This is a genomic window from Geothrix sp. PMB-07 (assembly GCF_030758935.1).
GTDB lineage: Bacteria > Acidobacteriota > Holophagae > Holophagales > Holophagaceae > Geothrix.
Genome location: NZ_CP132333.1, coordinates 2,424,934 through 2,442,383, shown reverse-complemented (window position 1 = coordinate 2,442,383; position 17,450 = coordinate 2,424,934). Strand labels below are relative to the sequence as shown.

The window sequence follows — 17,450 nt, the reverse complement described above, 5'->3', positions numbered from 1 at the left end:
ACCCGCCAAGGCTGCGCCGAAACCCGCCATCCTCCCCGTCGAGGGAACCGATGCGAACCCGGATCAGTACGGCTGGGGGGTGTGATCGTGGAAGCGCGCATCTGCGTTCTGCCGGGCGACGGCGTGGGCCCTGAGGTTACGGCCGAAGCCGTGGCCTGCTTGAAGGCCGTGGCCGAGCGCTTTGGTCACCGCTTCCACTTCCAGGAAGCTCTCATCGGTGGCGCCGCGGTGGATGCCACGGGTGATCCGCTGCCCGAGGCCACCCTGGAGCTGTGCCGCGCCAGCGATGCCGTGTTGTTGGGCGCCGTGGGTGGTCCCGCCTGGGACAAACATCCCCGCCACCAGCGCCCGGAATCGGGCCTTTTGAGGCTGCGCAAAGCCCTGGGGCTCTACGCGAACCTGCGTCCGGTGACCGTGCATCCGGCCCTGGAGGATGCTTCGCCCCTGAAGCCTGAGGTGGTGCGCGGCACGGACGTGATGTTCGTGCGTGAACTCTCCGGTGGACTCTACTTCGGCGAACCGCGTTCCTACTCTGACCAGACTGCGGTGAACACGCTGCCCTACACGCGCCCCGAGATCGAGCGGGTGGCCAAGGTGGCTTTCGAGCTGGCCCTGGGCCGCCGAAACCACCTGGTCTCCGTGGACAAAGCCAACGTGCTGGAGACCTCGCGTCTCTGGCGGCAGGTGGTCGATGACATGGCGCCGCTCTATCCCGAGGTGAAGGTCCAGCACGCCTACGTGGACAGCTTCGCCATGGCGCTCATCACGAAGCCCCGGGAATTCGACGTGGTGCTCACGGAGAACCTCTTCGGCGACATCCTGAGCGACGAAGCCGCCGTGCTGGCGGGCTCCCTGGGGCTGCTGCCTTCGGCGAGTCTGGGAGGGAGCGTGGGCGTCTATGAACCCATCCACGGCTCCGCTCCCGACATCGCGGGCCAGGATCGCGCCAATCCCATCGGTACCATCCTCTCGGCCGCCATGCTGTTGCGCCATGCGCTGAACCTTTCCAGCGAGGCCCAGGAGATTGAAACCGCCGTCCACCAGACCCTTCAGGAGGGCCATGGCACGGGTGATCTCAAGGGCGCCCGCCACCCCCAGGGAACCCGCGGCCTGGGTGCCTGCATCCTTCAGCGCCTCGGCGCTGCCGTGTCCCAACCATGAGTTGGGACGCGATTCGGAATGACGATCCGACTCCTGCCTTGACAGCCCCCATGCAACCACGGACACTCGAGCGCTATGAACCCCCATCACCCCAACCACCTGGCAGCCGCGGCGATTTCGCCCGTGTCTGTACGCCTGGTGGTAAGCCTGGTGACCATTCCCGCCGTGCTGATTATTAGCGGCGAGGTGGGGGCCCCCTAGTTCGGAACTGACACCGAAACCGGCCCCGCACCTCCTCGATGCGGGGCCTTTTCGATTCGGTCCTGCCATCACGAGGTCGGCGGCCTTCCCCAATAAGGAAGACCATGACGGACGCAGGACAACCCCACGATCAGCCCCTCAGCCGGCCGCTCAACTGGCGCAGCCGCGTGATCACCCAGGGCGCCCATCGCGCCCCCGCCCGCGCCATGCTGAAGGCCATCGGCTTCACGGACGAGGATCTCGCCAAGCCCATCATCGGCATCGCGAACACCTGGATCGAAATCGGCCCTTGCAACTACCACCTGCGCGAGCTGGCGGAGCGGGTGAAGGCGGGTGTCCGCGCCGCGGGCGGCACGCCCATGGAGTTCAACACCGTCTCGATCAGCGACGGCATCACCATGGGTACCGAGGGCATGAAGGCCTCCCTGGTGAGCCGCGAAGTCATCGCCGATTCCATCGAGCTGGTGGCCCGGGGCAACGCCTTTGATGGCCTCGTGTGCCTGTCGGGCTGCGACAAGACCAATCCCGGCGTGGCCATGGCCCTGGCCCGTCTCGACATCCCCGGTCTCATCCTCTACGGCGGCTCCACAGCTCCCGGCGCATGCGACGGCAAGGATCTCACCGTGCAGGATGTCTTCGAGGCCGTCGGCGCCCACAGCTCCGGCAAGCTGGATGACGCGGGCCTGAAGAAGGTCGAGGATGCCGCCTGTCCCGGCGCGGGGGCCTGCGGCGGCCAGTTCACCGCCAACACCATGGCCGCCAGCCTCGAGCTCCTAGGCCTCAGCCCCATGGGCCTCAACGGCATTCCGGCCGAGGATCCGCTCAAGGGTGAGGCGGCGGAGACCTGCGGTCGCCTGGTCATGGACCTGGTCCGGAACGACCTCCGCCCCAGCGCCATCCTCACCCGCGCGGCCTTCGAGAACGCCATCGCCTCCGTGGCCGCCTCGGGCGGCTCCACCAACGCCGTGCTGCACTACCTGGCCCTGGCCCGCGAGGCGGATGTGCCCCTGACCATCGACGACTTCGATCAGGTCAGCGCCCGCACGCCCCTGCTGGCGGACCTCAAGCCCGGGGGCCGCTTCACGGCGCCGGACCTGCATGCCGCGGGCGGCATCCGGCTGGTGGCCCAGCGCCTGCTGGAGGGCGGCAAACTTCATGGCAGCGCCCGCACCGTCACGGGGCGCACCGTGGCCGAAGAGCTGGCCTCGGCCCAGGAGACGCCGGGCCAGCAGGTGGTGCGCCCCTTCGCCAGCCCCATCAAGCCCAGCGGCGGTCTCGTGATCCTGAAGGGCAGCCTCGCACCTGAGGGCTGCGTCATCAAGGTGGCGGGGCACGAACGCCTGCATCACACGGGCCCCGCGCGCGTCTTTGAGACCGAGGATGAGGCCTTCGCCGCCGTGCAGGAAGGTCGCATCGATCATGGCGACGTGCTGGTGATCCGCTACGAGGGGCCCCGCGGGGGCCCGGGCATGCGCGAGATGCTGGGCGTCACGGCGGCGCTCATGGGCGCCGGGCTGGGCGAGACCGTGGCCCTGCTCACGGATGGTCGCTTCTCCGGTGCCACGCGCGGGTTGATGGCGGGCCATGTGGCCCCGGAAGCCGCTGTGGGTGGTCCCATCGCGCTGGTGCGCGAGGGGGATACCGTCATCTTTGACATCCCCACCCGCCGTCTCGATCTGAAGGTCTCCGACGAGGAGCTGGCCCAGCGCCGCGCCGAATGGAAGGCACCGACGCCGCGCTACCGCCGGGGCGTGTTCGCCAAGTACGCCGCCACCGTGGCCAGCGCCTCCGAAGGCGCCATCACGGTCGCGGGCTGAGGGAGGTCGCCATGTCAGATGCAACGACATTCACCGGCGCCCAGCTCATCTGGGAGAGCCTGCTGCGCGAAGGCGTGGACACGGTCTTCGGCTATCCCGGCGGCGCCATCCTGCCCGCCTACGACGCCATGGTGAGCTACCCCATCCGTCACGTGCTCGTGCGCCACGAGCAGAGTGCCTGCCACATGGCCGATGGCTACGCCCGCGCCAGCGGCCGGGTGGGCGTGGTGGTGGCGACCTCCGGCCCCGGCGCCACGAACCTGGTGACGGGCCTCGCCACCGCCATGCTGGACTCCACACCGCTCGTGGCCATCACGGGGCAGGTGGGTTCCGCGCTCCTCGGCACCGACGCCTTCCAGGAAGTTGACATCACCGGCATCACCATCCCCGTCACCAAGCACAACTACTTGGTGACCCGCGCCGAGGACATCGTCCCCGCCATCCGCGAGGCCTTCGCCGTGGCCCGCAGCGGCCGCCCCGGCCCCGTGCTGGTGGACATCACCAAGGATGCCCAGCAGTCCCGAGCCGCGCTGGACTGGGAGGGCGCGGTGCCCCAGCGCCACCTAAGGCACCTGCCCGCGCCCCTGGATCAGGAGGCCCTGGCCGAGGCCCTCGAACTCATCCGAAATGCGAAGCGGCCCATCATCCTCGCGGGCCATGGCATCCAGCTCTCGGGCGCCCGGGCCGAAGTGCTCGCCCTGGCTGAGCGGGCCGACATCCCCTTCGCGCTTACCCTGCTGGGCCTGGGCGCCGTGCCCGCCACGCACCCCCTCAGCCTCGGCATGATGGGCATGCACGGCGAGGCCTGGGTGAACCGCGCCATCCAGGAGGCGGACCTGTTGCTGGCCTTCGGCATGCGCTTCGATGATCGGGTGACGGGCAAGCTCAAGGAATACGCGCCCCATGCGAAAAAGATCCACATCGACATCGACGCCAGCGAGCTGAACAAGAACGTGCCAGTGGACGTGGCCATCGCCGCCGACTTGGGTGACGTCCTGCGGGCCCTGCTACCCCAGCTGCCCGTGGCGGATCGGTCGGGCTGGCTGGACACCATCCGCGAGTGGCGCGGCGATTCCGCCGTGCGGGACATCAAGAACCTGCCGGATGACGGCCACCTCTATGCAGCGCATGTCATGCACGACCTCTGGCGCCTCACCAAGGGCGAGGCCATCGTGGTGACGGACGTGGGCCAGCACCAGATGTGGGAGGCCCAGTACTACAAGCACGACGGCGAGCGCAGCCTCGTCACCAGCGGCGGGGCGGGCACCATGGGCTTTGCATTGCCCGCGGCCATCGGCGCCAAGGTGGCCCGGCCCGAGGCCGAAGTCTGGGTCGTAGCGGGCGACGGCGGTTTCCAGATGACCTTCGCCGAGCTGATGACCGCCGTGCAGGAGCACGTGAAGGTGAACATCGCCATCATCAACAATGGGTACCTGGGCATGGTGCGCCAGTGGCAGGCCATGTTCTACGAGGGCCGCTACGCCGCCACGCCCATCCTGTCGCCGGACTTCGTGAAGCTGGCGGAGGCCTTCGGCGTCCACGGTCAGCGGGTCGCCTCTCGGGGCGAGCTGGCCGCGGCCGTCGCGCAGGCCCGCGCGGTCGATGGCACCGCCCTGATCGAGTTCAAGGTCGAGCAGGAGGACAGCGTCTATCCCATGGTGCCGGCGGGTGCGGCACTCCACGAGATGATCCGGCGGCCCAGCGCTCTGGCCGAAACCGGCTCGGATCCCCACTGAAAGGAGGCCGCATGTCCCAGATCCATCCCCATCAAGTCCTGGTGGTCTACACCGATGACGAACCTGGCGTCCTCACCCGGGTGGCCTCGCTGATCCGGCGGCGCGGCTTCAACATCCACTCCCTCACCGTGGGCCCCACGGAGCGCCCCGGTCTTTCGCGCATGACCATCGTGGTGGACTCGGATGCCGCGCGGGTCCGCCAGGCCGTGGAACACCTCCGCAAGCTCGTGAACGTGCTGGCGGTGGAGCCCCTGGCGGACGGTCCCGTGGTGGTGCGCGACCTGGTGCTGCTGCGCGTGTCGACGGCCCTGGAGGTCCGCTCCGAGGTGCTGCAGCTGGCCCAGGTCTTCCGGGCCGCGGTGGTCGACATCGCCGAGGACAGCCTGGTCATCGAGTGCACCGGCAGCCTCGCCAAGATCGACGCCCTGGTGGACGCCATGCGGCCCTACGGGATCCTCGAGATGGGCCGCACCGGCGCCGTGGCCATGGCCCGTGGCGCGCGCCCTGCGGCCCCCGTCCGCCCGGCCCTACCTCTGCGCACAGGCACCAGCCACGAAGCCATGTCTGTCTAAGTCCAAACCGAGAGGCGGCACCTCCATGAACAAGAACATTCACCACCAAGTCACCAAGTCACCAAGAACGGCGAAAGAAGCCGTTTTGGCTTTTCTTGGTGTCTTCGTGTCTTGGTGGTGATCCGTTTTTCAAATCTCTCAACCACCGAAACCCCTCAACAAGGAGCCACCATGGCCACCATCCACTACGAAGCCGACCTCGGCCTGATCCGCGCCAAGAAGGTCGCCATCATCGGCTACGGGTCCCAGGGCCACGCCCACGCCCTCAACCTCAAGGACAGCGGCGTCCACGTCCGTGTGGGCCTGCACGCCGGTTCGGCCTCCCGGGCCAAGGCCGAGGCCCAGGGTCTCACGGTCACCAGCCCCGCCGAGGCCGCGGCCTGGGCGGACGTCATCATGGTGCTCACGCCCGACACGGGGCAGGGTGCCCTCTACGCCGAGTCCATCGCCCCGAACCTCACCCCCGGCAAGACGCTGATGTTCGCCCATGGCTTCAACATCCGCTACGGCTGCATCGAGCCCCCGGCGGGCGTGGATGTGAGCCTTGTGGCCCCCAAGAGCCCCGGCCACCGCGTTCGCGAGGTCTTCGTGGAAGGCGGCGGCACGCCCGCCCTGGTGGCCATCCACCAGGACGCCAGCGGCCAGGCCCTGGCCGTGGCGCTCTCCTATGCAGCCGCCCTAGGCCTCACTCGGGCAGGCGTTCTGGAGACAACCTTTACAGAGGAAACCGAAACCGACCTCTTCGGTGAGAAGGCTGTTCTCTGCGGGGGCGCCAGCGCCCTGGTGAAGGCCGGCTTCGAAACCTTGGTGGAAGCGGGCTACCAGCCGGAAATCGCCTACTTTGAGTGCCTCCACGAGCTGAAGCTCATCGTGGACCTCATGCAGCGGGGCGGCCTCAGCTACATGCGCTACAGCATCAGCGACACGGCCGAATACGGCGACTACACCGGCGGGCCCCGCCTGGTGACTGACCAGACCAAGGCCGAGATGAAGGAGATCCTCAAGGAGATCCAGGACGGCCGCTACGCCACGGCGTGGATCGAAGAGAACAAGACCGGCCGCCAGTGGTTCGAGGCCCAGCGGGCGGCAGACTATGACCATCCCCTGGAAGTGGTAGGCCGCAAACTTCGCCGCATGATGCCCTTCCTTGATCCCGTGGAATCGCCTGCCCCTGCCGTCAAGGCCTGAGGAATATCCGTGACGGGGCGAGAGCGTCTTGACCCTGGGTCAAATGCTTAAACCCCGTCACGCCCTTTTGGCCCCACAATGATGTCCTGTGTGGCGCGAACTCTCCACACTCCGGAGCCCCGAATGGCCGAGCCCTTCCTTAACACTGCCACCTCGCCAACCATGCAGGGTTGGCAGGCGCCGGGTTCGCTCGATTTCCAGGCCGCCTTCCTGCGTGCGGGGGGCTGGGCGCTGCCCCGCACCGATGCGTTCCCTGATGCCAACAAGCTGCGGGCGCGGCTGGAGGAACTCAAGGCCTCCATGCGGGATGGCGCCAAGATCGGCCTTGATCTACGAGGCCTGAGAGACAGCGCGGATGCGGTCATGGCTGCGGCTCGCGAAGCGGGTGTGGCCTTCCTGCTGCACACCGCCGAATTGCCGCCCTCTCTGGCCATGCTTCGCCACGTGAACATGCCCCGCATTGTGGCGGTGCAGAATCCCGAGGAAGCTGCCCAGGCCAAGGCCGGTGGCGCTTCCGCCCTGCTGGCCCGGGCCGGTCTGGTGTCCGCGCTCCGATCCCTGGGGCTGCCGGTGATGGCCGTGGCCGATACCGAAGCCGAGGCCAAGCAGGCCATGGCTGACGGCGCCTTCGGCCTGCAGCCGCGCACGCCTTCGCTGTTGGATTCGTCCCCTTTGGCGGCCTTCCGTTCGCGGCTCATGGCCGGCCTGGACTCTATGGCCCAGTCCCTGGTGCGCAAGGGCGCCTGCAGCCTGCCTCGGATGCGCATCCGCAACCTCGATCTGGCCTATCCCATCCAGCAGGGCGGCATGGGCGTGGGCATTTCCTGGGAGGGCCTCGCGGGCGCCGTGGCCCACGAGGGCTGCGTGGGCCTGGTGTCGGCCATCGGCACGGGCTACCACGGCTCTGCCAATCCCAAGATGCGCCTGGGCCGCCCCGATGGCACCGACGGGCTGAATCCGCCCAAGGCCCTGGAATGGATCGTCCGTGCGGCCCGGGAGAGGTCCGCGGGACGCGGCGCCGTGGGTGTCAACATCCTCTGTGCCATCGAAGGCTACGAATCCGCTGTGCGCGCCTCGGTGGCGGGCGGCGCGCAGATGATCGTCTCCGGCGCGGGCCTGCCCCTGGCGCTGCCGGGCTATGTGGGCGATGCCGATGTGGCCCTGGTGCCCATCGTGTCCTCGGGCCGGGCCCTCCAGGTCATCTGCAAACAGTGGCAGCGGAAGTACAATCGTCTGCCCGATGCAGTGGTGCTGGAAGGCCCCGAGAGCGGCGGCCACCAGGGCTTCAGCCACGAAGGCTGTGACGATCCGGCCCACACCCTCGAGAACATCCTTCCCGAAGTCATCGCCGAGCGGGACAAATGGGGCGACTTCCCTGTGCTGGTGGCCGGTGGCGTCTGGGATCACGCGGACATCCAGCGCTTCCTGGCCCTGGGCGCCAACGGTGTGCAGATGGGTACGCGCTTCATCGGCACCTTCGAGTGCGACGCCTCGCCCCTCTTCAAGGAAGTCATCCTCCGCGCCAAGGCCGAGGACATCGGCCTGATGAAATCCCCCGTGGGCCTGCCCGCCCGCGGCGTGCGCACCTCGCTGCAGCGCCGCATCGAGGCCGGCACCGCGCCCCAGATCCGCTGCGTGAGCAACTGCCTCTCGCCCTGTGGCCACGGCAAGGGTGCCATGGCCGTGGGCTACTGCATCGCCGACCGCCTGGCCGACGCCATGCAGGGCGACCAGGAAAACGGCCTCTTCTTCACCGGCAGCAACGGCGCCAAGCTGCGCGAGCTGGTGAGCGTCCGCGACCTCATCGAGGAATTGACCCAGGACCCAGGCCTGCAGCGCGTCTACGCCTAAGGGCTCAGGACTCCAGCTGCCCACCTGGGTTTTAAATCTGTGAAATCTGTGGACCCAGGATTTTCAATTGGTTACGTCGCGTTGGGATGCCGCTCCAGCATCTGACGCAGGGAGGGATTCCGCTTCACCAGATCCTGGCGGCGCAGGTGGGCGATGAGCTGCGGCGGCGCGGCGCTCCAGCGGGCGATGTTCTGGATGAGCAAGGTCGACGTGTAGGTGCGGCGGCAGAGGATCGCCGTGGCGTGGCTGTCGATGGTGCAGCCCACCAGGCTCGCCAGGCAGCGCCCTTCGGTGCTGAGGATCAGCTCGGCCCGCTCTTCGCCCGCCCGCTGGTTGAAGGTGGCGCGCAGCAGGTCGCGGGCCATGGCGCGGGTCTGATCAGGGAAATCATGGGAGGTGGCCACCAGGAACTGTTCCAGGAGCCGCTTGTTGGACCAGAGGCGACGGAAGATGCCCGCTGGAAGCAGGGGGTTCTGCAGAAGGGCGCGGCGCACCCCCGCATCGTTGGTGAAGGCCGTCCGACCGCAGACGGCTTCGAGCCCGGCGGTGGTGCGGTGATGGCTGGCCACCAGACGGGCATGGAGGCAGGCTGTCCTTGGGTTTTCCAGGAGGGCGCGGATGACTTCCGCGGTGGGATCAAAGCACCAGGCGCTGAGATCGGGCTCCACAGCCACCTGGGCCTGGGCCACCCGCTGGTCTAGGGGGCGCGGGTGCAGGTGCTGCTCGAAGAGCTGGCGGTACGAGGCCACCTTGGCGGGAGTCTGGGGAGTGTCTTCCTCGATGGAATCATCGCTTTCAAGGCGGTCATCGCCTTCAATGGATCCATCGCAGACGGGCGCTGGCAGCATTTCACGCGGAGCTGGCGGCCCCTCACGCGGAGCAGGGGTGACCCCTGGTGCCACCCGCTCGGTTTCCATGGCCGGGGCGTTTTCCGGGACCACGGCGCCGAGGTGCACCAGTTGATCCAGCATGCCCGCCACGTGCCGTTCCTCCAGGTTCATGAGCGCGGCGAGCATTGGCACATCCAGCGTACCGTCGAGCCGGGACAGGAGGTAGCCCTGCATGGGATCGAGGGGCAGGTGGAGGTGATCCGCCTCCGCCCGGGGGCTGGGCTTCCAGGTCATCTGTCGAGGGTAGGGCTGATTGGGTTCCGGCGCATCCGGGAATCCTCGACCTACTCTTCCACCACACCCTTGAGCCAGGCCTTGCTCCGCAGCCGCTCGACGCTGGTTTCGGCATAAAGTTCGAGGGGGCTCTTGCCCTCCAGGCCCAGGCGGGGCACGGCGGCGGCGGCGAAGCCCAGGCGCGCACCCTCCTGCAGGCGCAGGGGCAGCTGGGCCACGGGGCGCACTTCACCGGTCAGACCGACTTCGCCCATGAAGAGGCATTTGTCCGCCAGCAGACGGCCCCCGGCGCTGCTGCAGAGCGCGGCGATGACGGCCAGATCGGCGGCGGGATCTTCGATTTCGAGTCCACCAGCTACGTTCACGTAGACGTCGCGGTCATGGAGCTGCACACCGCCACGGCGCTCGGCCACGGCACAGAGCATGGACAGCCGTTGTCCATCAATGCCCAGGGCCGTACGGCGGGGGATGCCGAGGCCAGCGGCCGCCACCAGGGCCTGGATCTCCACCACCATGGGTCGGGTGCCGCTGAGCACCACGGTGGCTGCGCAGCCGGGCCTTGGCTCGGCATCCAGGAAGAAGGGATTGCCCTCGGCGGGCACCAGGCCCTTTTCGGTCATGGCGAACACGCCCAATTCAAACGCAGCGCCGAAGCGGTTCTTCAGGGCCCGCAGCAGGCGGTGGTGGTGGTGCCGGTCGCCCTCGAAGGCGAGCACCGTGTCCACCAGGTGTTCCAGCACCTTGGGACCGGCGAGGCTGCCGTCCTTGGTGACGTGGCCCACCAGCACCAGGGGGGTGCCTGTGGCCTTGGCCCAGCGGGTGAGCAGGGCCGCGCAGCCACGCACCTGGCTCACACTGCCGGCGCTGCTTTCGAATTCGGGATCGAAGAGGGTCTGGATGCTGTCCACCAGCAGCAGGCTGGGCTTCATGCGCTCGGCCTCTTCGAGGATGCGGCGAACATCCGTCTCCGCCAGGAGGTGGATGCCCGGGTTCTCGGCGCCCAGGCGCTGGGCGCGCAGCTTGATCTGCCGCTCACTCTCCTCGCCGCTGGCGTAGAGCACGGTGCCTGAAGTGGTGGCGGCCCACTGCAGCAGCAGGGTGGACTTGCCGATGCCCGGCTCGCCGCCCAGCAGGGCCACCATGCCGGGCACCACGCCGCCGCCCAGCACACGATCCAGTTCCAGCAGGCCGGTGGCGGTGCGTTCCGTATCGCGCACATCCACATCGGGCAGGGCCACAGGTCCTGCGTAGTGGCTCTGCGCGTAGGCGGAACCGGCCCGTTGCAGATCCCGCTTCAGGGCGCCGCGGACTTCCTGCACGGTCTCCCACGCGCCGCAGGCGGTGCACTTGCCCATGGCCTTGGGATGGCGGGCGCCGCAGGCGGTGCATTCAAAATGGGGGCTAAGCTTGGCCATCAGGCTTCGACTTCCTTGCGGATGAAGGCCACGATGTCATCGGTGTTGGTGCCGGGCTGGAAGATCTCACGGATGCCCTGGGCCTTGAGGCCGGGCACGTCGTCATTGGGGATGATGCCACCGGCGAAGACCAGCACATCGTCCGCGCCCTGCGCCTTGAGGAGGCGCAGCACTTCCGGGAAGATCTGGTTGTGGGCGCCGCTGAGGATGCTGAGGCCGAGCACCCGGGCATCCTCCTGCACCACCGCCGCCACGATCTGGGCGGGCGTCTGACGCAGGCCGGTGTAGATCACTTCCATGCCGGCGTCCCGCAGGGCCCGGGCCACCACCTTGGCGCCGCGGTCGTGGCCGTCCAGGCCGGGCTTGGCGATGACGACGCGGATGGGCGCTGGGCTCATGGGAAACTCCGGGTTACCAGTTCTCAGTCTGCCTCAGGGCCTCATAAAGGCCAATGGCTGCGGCCTGGGCTTGATTGAGGCTGCGGTGGTGATCGCCCAGCATGGGGATGCGCACCAGGTTGTCTGCGTGGGCGGCCAGGATGTCTTCAGGCAGGCCCATGGTCTCCTTGCCGAAGACCAGGCCATCGCCGTAGGCCCAGGGCACCTGCGTGTGGCGCCGGGCGCCCTTGGTGGTGAAGAACCACAGCCGCTGGGCGGGATTGCGGGCGAGGAAATCGTTCCAGTCGGTGTAGTGGGTGGGGTCGAGCTTCTCCCAGTAGTCGAGGCCCGCACGCCGCAGGTAGTAGTCCGTGGTCTCGAAACCCAGGGGGTGGACCAGGTGCAGCTTGGCGCCGTTGTTCACACAGAGGCGGCCGATGCTGCCGGTGTTTTGCGGAATCTCAGGCTGGTGCAAGATGATGTGGAACATCGGAGGTCCTGATGAATGCCCCTGCGAGCGAGTGCCTGTTCTGCAAGATCGCGCGGAAGGAGATTCCCGCGGCCCTGGTGTATGAAGACGATACCCTGCTCGCCTTCAAGGACATCTTCCCGCAGGCGCCGGTCCATGTGCTGATCATTCCCAAGGCCCATTGCGAGGGGTTGGGGGATCTGACGACCGAAACGGCCGCCGCGGCGGCGCGCATTCCCCAGGTGGCGGCTCAGCTGGCCAGGGATCTCGGCGTCATGACCGGAGGCTGGCGCCTGCTCAACAATTGCGGCCCCGACTCAGGCCAGACGGTCTTCCACTTGCATTTCCACCTGCTGGGGGGCAAAGCCCTGGGCGGGCGGCTCTGCCAGTAGACCGGCTGGTGTGCACGGCTGCGGTCAGGCCGTGATGCCCTTGCTCTTCAAGAAGGCGCCGAAGGCCTTATCTTCGCCCATGATGTGTTTGACCAGCCAATCCTCCAGGAATTCCAGCACGGAGGCGGTGAGCAGGGCCTTCCCGGATTGGTGATCGGCGATGAGGTCCTTCACCTGTCTGATCAGGTCGGCATGAATGGCGATGTGTGCCGCCGCCTCGGGGTAGGCGTGGGTCATCATCAGGGCCTCCTCGGCTCTGAAGTGGCCCACGGTGTAGTCCTTGAGGAACACCAGCACCTTCTCAATCTCTTCTCTGCCCTTGCCTTGCTTCATGGCGGCATGCAGGCGGTTGAGCACTTCCACCAGGGATTGGTGCTCGCGATCAATCTGTCCGTGGCCGACTTCCAGTTCCGCCCGCCAATGCATGTAGGCCATTGCGCCAACTCCTTTTCAAAGCTCGGGCTCCCCGAGCCATTACCACCCTCATCGCCAAGTTGGCCGGGGGGCTGAAGTTTAAGGATCAGCTTGTAATTAATTAATAAAGCCAGTCCTGGCCGGACTCTGCCTTCATATCAGGCCCCCTCATCTCTCTCTGGGGAGGGACCGCTTCATGGGTGGGGATCTGCGTCTTTTCTCCTGGTTCCAGGTGCTTTCGGGGCCAGAACTTCGCGACTTGTGTCAGAGTGATAGCGGCTGCTGCTCGGCATGGCTTTTTCCACTTCATGGGCAGCCAACGCATAGATTCCGGCTCGTGATGGTCAGGGCCTCTATCCTTAGGAAACAGGCAATGGAAGTCCCGTCAAAACCCGCAGTGAATCAGGTCGCCCCCATGTTTGTGAGTCCCATCCTGCGCCAGGCTGGAAAGCAGGTAATGGATGGATTCTTGGCTGCCATGGCCTGGGTGATCATGGAATCCCTGGTGGCCGGTTCCAACTGGTCCCTCAAGCGGATGATCCTGTGGGCCCTGACGGCCCTGGCCGTGGGCGGACTGTTCCAGTTGACCCGCCATGTCTACAGACTGACCGACATGCGCGACGCGCTGCGCCTGGCGGCGGCGACCCTGGCTCTTGCCGCCGTCTCCCTGGTGATGAAGGTGATGGCCGGGCCCCTCAGCCTCTATCCGCTGATGCCGAACATCGCCTTCGGGGCGGCCATCCTGACGGGGGTTTTCTGGGGCGCCCTCCGCATCGGCTGCCGTTGGTGGCGGGAGACCCATGCCCAACCGGCCGCCATCCCGGCACCCGCGGAGCAGCGCAGGAACCGGACCCTCATCGTGGGCGCAGGGAAGGCCGGTGCGCTGGTGCTGCAGGAACTGGAGCGCCATCCCGAGTTGGGCTACGACGTCATCGGGTTCGTGGATGACGATGCGACCATCCATGGCGACCGGGCCCATGGTGTCCGGGTTCTGGGGGGAAGTGACCGCCTGGAAGCCATCGTGCGTAAGCACAACGTGACCCATGCGGTGCTGGCCATTCCCAGCGCCTCGGGCCTGGTGGTTCGCAAGTTGAACGCGGCGCTCCAGGGCCTGCGGGTCCAGATCAAGACGGTGCCGGGCCTCTACAACCTGCTGGGAACCCAAGTCTGGAAGCCGGTCATCCGCGATGTCTCCATCGAGGATGTGCTCCGCCGCGACCCGGTGCGCCTCAACCACTCGGCCATGCTTCAGGCGGTGGAAGGCTCGGTGGTGCTCATCACCGGGGCAGGCGGCTCCATTGGCAGCGAACTGGCCCGGCAGATTTGCAACTTCAAACCCAAGCACCTGGTCCTGCTGGGCCGGGGCGAAAACAGCCTGTGGATGATCCAGCAGGAAATCCAGCGGCTCTTCCCGACCCAGCCCTATTCCCTCGAACTCATGGACATCCGGAAGCGCTCGGGCCTGCGGGAGCTCTTCCAGATCTACCGGCCGGACATCGTGCTCCACGCCGCCGCCCACAAACATGTGCCTTTCCTCGAAACCCATCCGGCCGAGGCGGTGCTCAACAACATTTTTGGCACCAAGAACGTGGTGGAGGCGGCCCTGGAATCCGGTGTGCGGAGCCTGGTCAGCATCTCCACGGACAAGGCTGTGAACCCCACCAATGTGCTGGGCGCCTCCAAGCGCATCGCGGAATGCATTGTGTTGGAGGCCTCCAAGAAGGCCCAGCCCGGCAAGAGCTTTGTCAGCGTGCGCTTCGGCAACGTGCTGGGCAGCCGGGGCAGCGTGGTGCCCATCTTCGTGGAGCAGATCGAGCGCGGCGGCCCCATCACCGTCACCCACCCGGAGATGACCCGCTATTTCATGACCATCCCCGAAGCCAGCCAGCTGGTCCTCCAGGCGGGTCTGCTGGGCGGCACGGGCAAGGTCTATGTCCTCGACATGGGTGAACCCGTGAAGATCGCGGATCTGGCCGCGGACATGGTCAAGCTATCTGGCCTCACGCCCGGCCGGGACATCGAGATTCGCTACACAGGGCTCCGGCCCGGAGAGAAGCTTCACGAGGAGCTCTTTCTGGATTCGGAGCGGTCCAGCACGACCCTGCACGCCAAGGTTTTCGAGACCAACCCGCACGGCATTCCACCCGACAAGCTGCAGGAAGGCATGGAGGCTTTCCGGAAGGCCATCACACTGCCCTTCCGGCAGCGTCAGCCCGAGATCGTCCGTCTGCTCAAGTGGATGGTGCCCACCTACACGCCCTCCCTGCTCGGCGTGGGGCGCTATGGCGGCCATGCATGGAACCGCCGGAAGGTGAACAGTTCTGTTCCCCCTGAGGAATGCCGCCGGAAGAACCCGCCCAGCAAGGACGCCACCGCGCCCTGGCTGGTGGCCAACAAGGCCAGGATCCAGATCAAGGACGATACGGCCAGCCGCTCCATCTATTCGCTGGAGCCATGGGCGACCCCTGACGAGCACGACGCTTGAGCAAAGCCTGAGGCTTCGCCTTCCGGTGTTGGGATAGATCCGCTGCAAGCGGCGGGAAACCAGGGTGACCGCTGCGGTCATCGGCCGCAGGTCCGGGCGGGTTCCAAGGCCTCCACCTAGAACCGCAAGCCGCGCCTCTGGTTGGGCGAAATCGGGCCGCACTCGCCCTATTTTCGCCCTGATTCCGCCCCGTATTCCTGATAGAGCCAGCATTAACGGGCCCTTGCATCCCCTTTTGACCAGAGGGGGTGCAAGGGCTCTTTCGTTTTTATTTCCACTTGTTGACTTTCTTGGTGTTTATAGACTTTGAAGTGGTTCTCAGTGGAGAAAAATGGTCTGAAGTGGATCAAAGTGGTCTCACTCCGGTTCAAAGCTCTCGATTGGGCAGATGGTTGAAAGGCGTTACCGGTGCTGCGACTTCGCGGAAACTCACCGGCCACAGTGGATGAGAAGGGCCGCCTCAAGTTGCCCTCTTCTTTCAAGGCCGAGTTGGAGGCCTTCGCCCAGGGCGAAGGGAGCGGAGCTTTGCGCGAAGGCGCCGGGTCCCTGCGGCACTACCTGACCTCGCTGGATGGCCGTTCGGCCCGCCTCTATCCCCTGCCGGTCTGGGAGGCCATCGAAGCCCGCCTCGCCGCCCTGCCTTCCACCAGCCCCGCCAAGCGCAAGTTCCTGGAGACCACCGCCTACTTCGGCAGCGAGGTAGAGCCCGACGCCCAGGGCCGCTTCGTCATTCCGCCCATCCTTCGCGAGGCCGCCCAGCTCATGGGCGAAGTCGCGGTGCTGGGGCAGATGGATCATCTGGCCCTGTGGAACAAGGCCGGCTTCGAGCGCCGCCTGGCGGCCGAGCCCCTCAACGCCGAGGATCTGGCGCAGCTCGCGGACCTGGGGATCTGATGATGACGACCCCCATTCATGTCCCTGTGCTGCTTCAGGAGGTGCTCGACCACCTGGTGCTGCCCCCTGCTGCGCGGATCCTCGACCTCACCCTGGGATTGGGCGGCCACGCCGAGGCGCTGTTGGCCAAGGCCGATGCAGCCTCCCGCTACCTGGGAGTGGACCGCGACCCCGAGGCCCGTGCCCTGGCCACCAAGCGGCTGGGTTCCGATGGTCGGCTCAGCCTGCTGGCCAGTGCCTACGAAGATCTCTGGGAAGACAGCCACTTCCAGGCCTGGAAGGCCGCGCAAGCCCCCGATGGCTTCGACGCCATCCTGGCCGACTTGGGCGTGTCCACCCTTCAGCTCCGAAGCCCCGAACGGGGCTTCAGTTTCCGGGATGAGGGGCCCTTGGACATGCGCATGGACCAGGAGCATGGTCTTTCCGCCCGGGCCTGGATCGCCGAGCAGACGGACGAAAGCCTGGCGGATGCCATCTACCAGTACGGCGAGGAGCGGGCCAGCCGTCCCATCGCCCGCGCCATCCTGCGGGCGCTGCATGAGGGGCGCCTGGAAACCACCCACGATCTGGCCAAGGCCGTCTACACCGTCATCCCCCGCGAGCCCGCCAAGCGCAAAGGCCACAGTGATCCGGCCACCCGCACCTTCCAGGGCATCCGCATCGCCGTGAACGGCGAGCTGGATCGTCTGGCCGCATCTCTTGAGGCGGCGGTTTCCCACCTGCGGGTGGGGGGGCGCCTGGCGGTCATCAGCTTCCACAGCCTGGAGGACCGCATCGTCAAGCAGACCCTCCGCCGCCTGGCGGGCATCTATGACGGCCCGGGACGCACCGCTCCCATCGAACTTCCCAAGGTTCTGAAACTCATCCATGCCGGTGGCATCGCGCCCAGCGAGGCCGAAGCCGCCGCGAATCCCCCCTCCCGGTCCGCCCGCCTGCGCGTGGCGGAGCGGATCGCTTGAACGAGGTCCCCATGAACGTCGGCAACCTGTCCAGCTCTGCCGCACCCACCCGCACGGTGGAGAGCGAGGGCATCCTGCGCACGCTCCTGCTGGTGCTGGCCCTGGCCATGCCCCTGGGCACCTTGGCCTACCTGAAGATCCAGAGCACCCGCCTCAGCTACGCCATGGGAGAGATCAAGGAGCGCATCCACAAGGAAGAGGAGCTGCAGCGCAAGTTGATGCTCGAGCGGAGCCGCTACCAGCGCGACGAAGAGGTGCAGGTTTACGCCCAGCAGGCGGGACTGCAGCCCCGCAAGCAGGGGCACATGATCCAGCGGGCCTTCACGCCCGAGGATCAGCGCCTGGCCAAGCTCCGCCCGGTCTCTTCTGAGGGGCTGTAGGCTAGTGACGGGCCC

The 17,450-nt window shown here is 66.9% G+C and carries 17 protein-coding genes; 12 read left to right on the top strand and 5 right to left on the bottom strand.

Annotated elements, in window-relative coordinates; genetic code table 11:
• Positions 1 to 87: 87 nt before the first annotated feature.
• The 7 genes from leuB to Q9293_RS10820 all read left to right on the top strand — a co-directional run bounded on the left by leuB (position 88) and on the right by Q9293_RS10820 (position 8,526).
• The gene (leuB, locus tag Q9293_RS10850) at positions 88 to 1,161 is read left to right on the top strand and encodes a 3-isopropylmalate dehydrogenase (protein WP_306246336.1); all 1,074 of its coding nucleotides are present in this window, start codon (positions 88 to 90) and stop codon (positions 1,159 to 1,161) included.
• A gap of 75 nt (positions 1,162 to 1,236) precedes the next feature.
• Positions 1,237 to 1,362 carry a hypothetical protein gene (locus Q9293_RS10845; protein ID WP_306246335.1) on the top strand — a complete coding sequence of 42 codons (126 nt, stop codon included), beginning with the start codon at positions 1,237 to 1,239 and terminating at the stop codon, positions 1,360 to 1,362.
• Positions 1,363 to 1,466: 104 nt separating this feature from the next.
• Complete coding sequence (gene ilvD, locus Q9293_RS10840; protein ID WP_306246333.1) at positions 1,467 to 3,179, top strand: dihydroxy-acid dehydratase; 1,713 nt, start codon at positions 1,467 to 1,469, stop codon at positions 3,177 to 3,179.
• A gap of 11 nt (positions 3,180 to 3,190) precedes the next feature.
• On the top strand, positions 3,191 to 4,915 hold the full coding sequence (gene ilvB, locus Q9293_RS10835; protein WP_306246331.1) for a biosynthetic-type acetolactate synthase large subunit: 1,725 nt from the start codon (positions 3,191 to 3,193) through the stop codon (positions 4,913 to 4,915).
• 11 nt (positions 4,916 to 4,926) lie between these two features.
• Entirely contained in the window at positions 4,927 to 5,487 is a 561-nt protein-coding gene (gene ilvN, locus Q9293_RS10830; RefSeq protein ID WP_306246330.1) for an acetolactate synthase small subunit, read from the top strand.
• Positions 5,488 to 5,658: 171 nt separating this feature from the next.
• Positions 5,659 to 6,675, top strand: coding sequence for a ketol-acid reductoisomerase (gene ilvC / locus Q9293_RS10825; RefSeq protein WP_306246328.1), 1,017 nt, complete (start codon positions 5,659 to 5,661; stop codon positions 6,673 to 6,675).
• Between the two features lie 123 nt (positions 6,676 to 6,798).
• Positions 6,799 to 8,526 carry a nitronate monooxygenase family protein gene (locus Q9293_RS10820; protein WP_306246326.1) on the top strand — a complete coding sequence of 576 codons (1,728 nt, stop codon included), beginning with the start codon at positions 6,799 to 6,801 and terminating at the stop codon, positions 8,524 to 8,526.
• Positions 8,527 to 8,597: 71 nt separating this feature from the next.
• On the opposite strand, the gene Q9293_RS10815 is transcribed toward Q9293_RS10820, so the two are convergent.
• Genes Q9293_RS10815 through Q9293_RS10800 form a run of 4 tightly spaced genes read right to left on the bottom strand, consistent with a single transcriptional unit; the run spans position 8,598 to position 11,932 of the window.
• Complete coding sequence (locus Q9293_RS10815) at positions 8,598 to 9,650, bottom strand: hypothetical protein (RefSeq protein WP_306246324.1); 1,053 nt, start codon at positions 9,648 to 9,650, stop codon at positions 8,598 to 8,600.
• Between the two features lie 50 nt (positions 9,651 to 9,700).
• A complete protein-coding gene (radA, locus tag Q9293_RS10810; protein WP_306246322.1) occupies positions 9,701 to 11,065 on the bottom strand; it encodes a DNA repair protein RadA in 1,365 nt (454 codons plus the stop codon).
• Positions 11,065 to 11,463, bottom strand: coding sequence for a cobalamin B12-binding domain-containing protein (locus Q9293_RS10805; RefSeq protein WP_306246320.1), 399 nt, complete (start codon positions 11,461 to 11,463; stop codon positions 11,065 to 11,067). The genes radA and Q9293_RS10805 overlap by 1 nt, the downstream gene beginning before the upstream one ends.
• 13 nt (positions 11,464 to 11,476) lie before the next feature.
• Positions 11,477 to 11,932, bottom strand: a complete 456-nt coding sequence (locus tag Q9293_RS10800) for a tRNA (cytidine(34)-2'-O)-methyltransferase (RefSeq protein ID WP_306246318.1) — start codon at positions 11,930 to 11,932, stop codon at positions 11,477 to 11,479.
• 11 nt (positions 11,933 to 11,943) lie between these two features.
• On the opposite strand from Q9293_RS10800, the gene Q9293_RS10795 reads away from it, so the two are divergent.
• Entirely contained in the window at positions 11,944 to 12,303 is a 360-nt protein-coding gene (locus Q9293_RS10795) for a histidine triad nucleotide-binding protein (protein WP_306246316.1), read from the top strand.
• Between the two features lie 24 nt (positions 12,304 to 12,327).
• On the opposite strand, the gene Q9293_RS10790 is transcribed toward Q9293_RS10795, so the two are convergent.
• Positions 12,328 to 12,738, bottom strand: coding sequence for a bacteriohemerythrin (locus Q9293_RS10790; RefSeq protein WP_306246314.1), 411 nt, complete (start codon positions 12,736 to 12,738; stop codon positions 12,328 to 12,330).
• A 394-nt stretch (positions 12,739 to 13,132) separates the two neighbouring features.
• Here Q9293_RS10790 and Q9293_RS10785 point away from each other — a divergent pair, with 394 nt between their 5' ends.
• From Q9293_RS10785 to Q9293_RS10770, 4 genes are all read left to right on the top strand, one after another.
• Positions 13,133 to 15,202, top strand: a complete 2,070-nt coding sequence (locus Q9293_RS10785; protein ID WP_306246312.1) for a nucleoside-diphosphate sugar epimerase/dehydratase — start codon at positions 13,133 to 13,135, stop codon at positions 15,200 to 15,202.
• A 408-nt stretch (positions 15,203 to 15,610) separates the two neighbouring features.
• Positions 15,611 to 16,096: a division/cell wall cluster transcriptional repressor MraZ gene (locus tag Q9293_RS10780; protein WP_306246310.1), complete on the top strand. Its 486-nt coding sequence runs from the start codon at positions 15,611 to 15,613 to the stop codon at positions 16,094 to 16,096.
• Positions 16,096 to 17,055: a 16S rRNA (cytosine(1402)-N(4))-methyltransferase RsmH gene (rsmH, locus tag Q9293_RS10775; RefSeq protein ID WP_306246308.1), complete on the top strand. Its 960-nt coding sequence runs from the start codon at positions 16,096 to 16,098 to the stop codon at positions 17,053 to 17,055. The genes Q9293_RS10780 and rsmH overlap by 1 nt, the downstream gene beginning before the upstream one ends.
• Before the next feature lie 11 nt (positions 17,056 to 17,066).
• Positions 17,067 to 17,435: a hypothetical protein gene (locus Q9293_RS10770; protein ID WP_306246306.1), complete on the top strand. Its 369-nt coding sequence runs from the start codon at positions 17,067 to 17,069 to the stop codon at positions 17,433 to 17,435.
• Positions 17,436 to 17,450 lie beyond the last annotated feature (15 nt).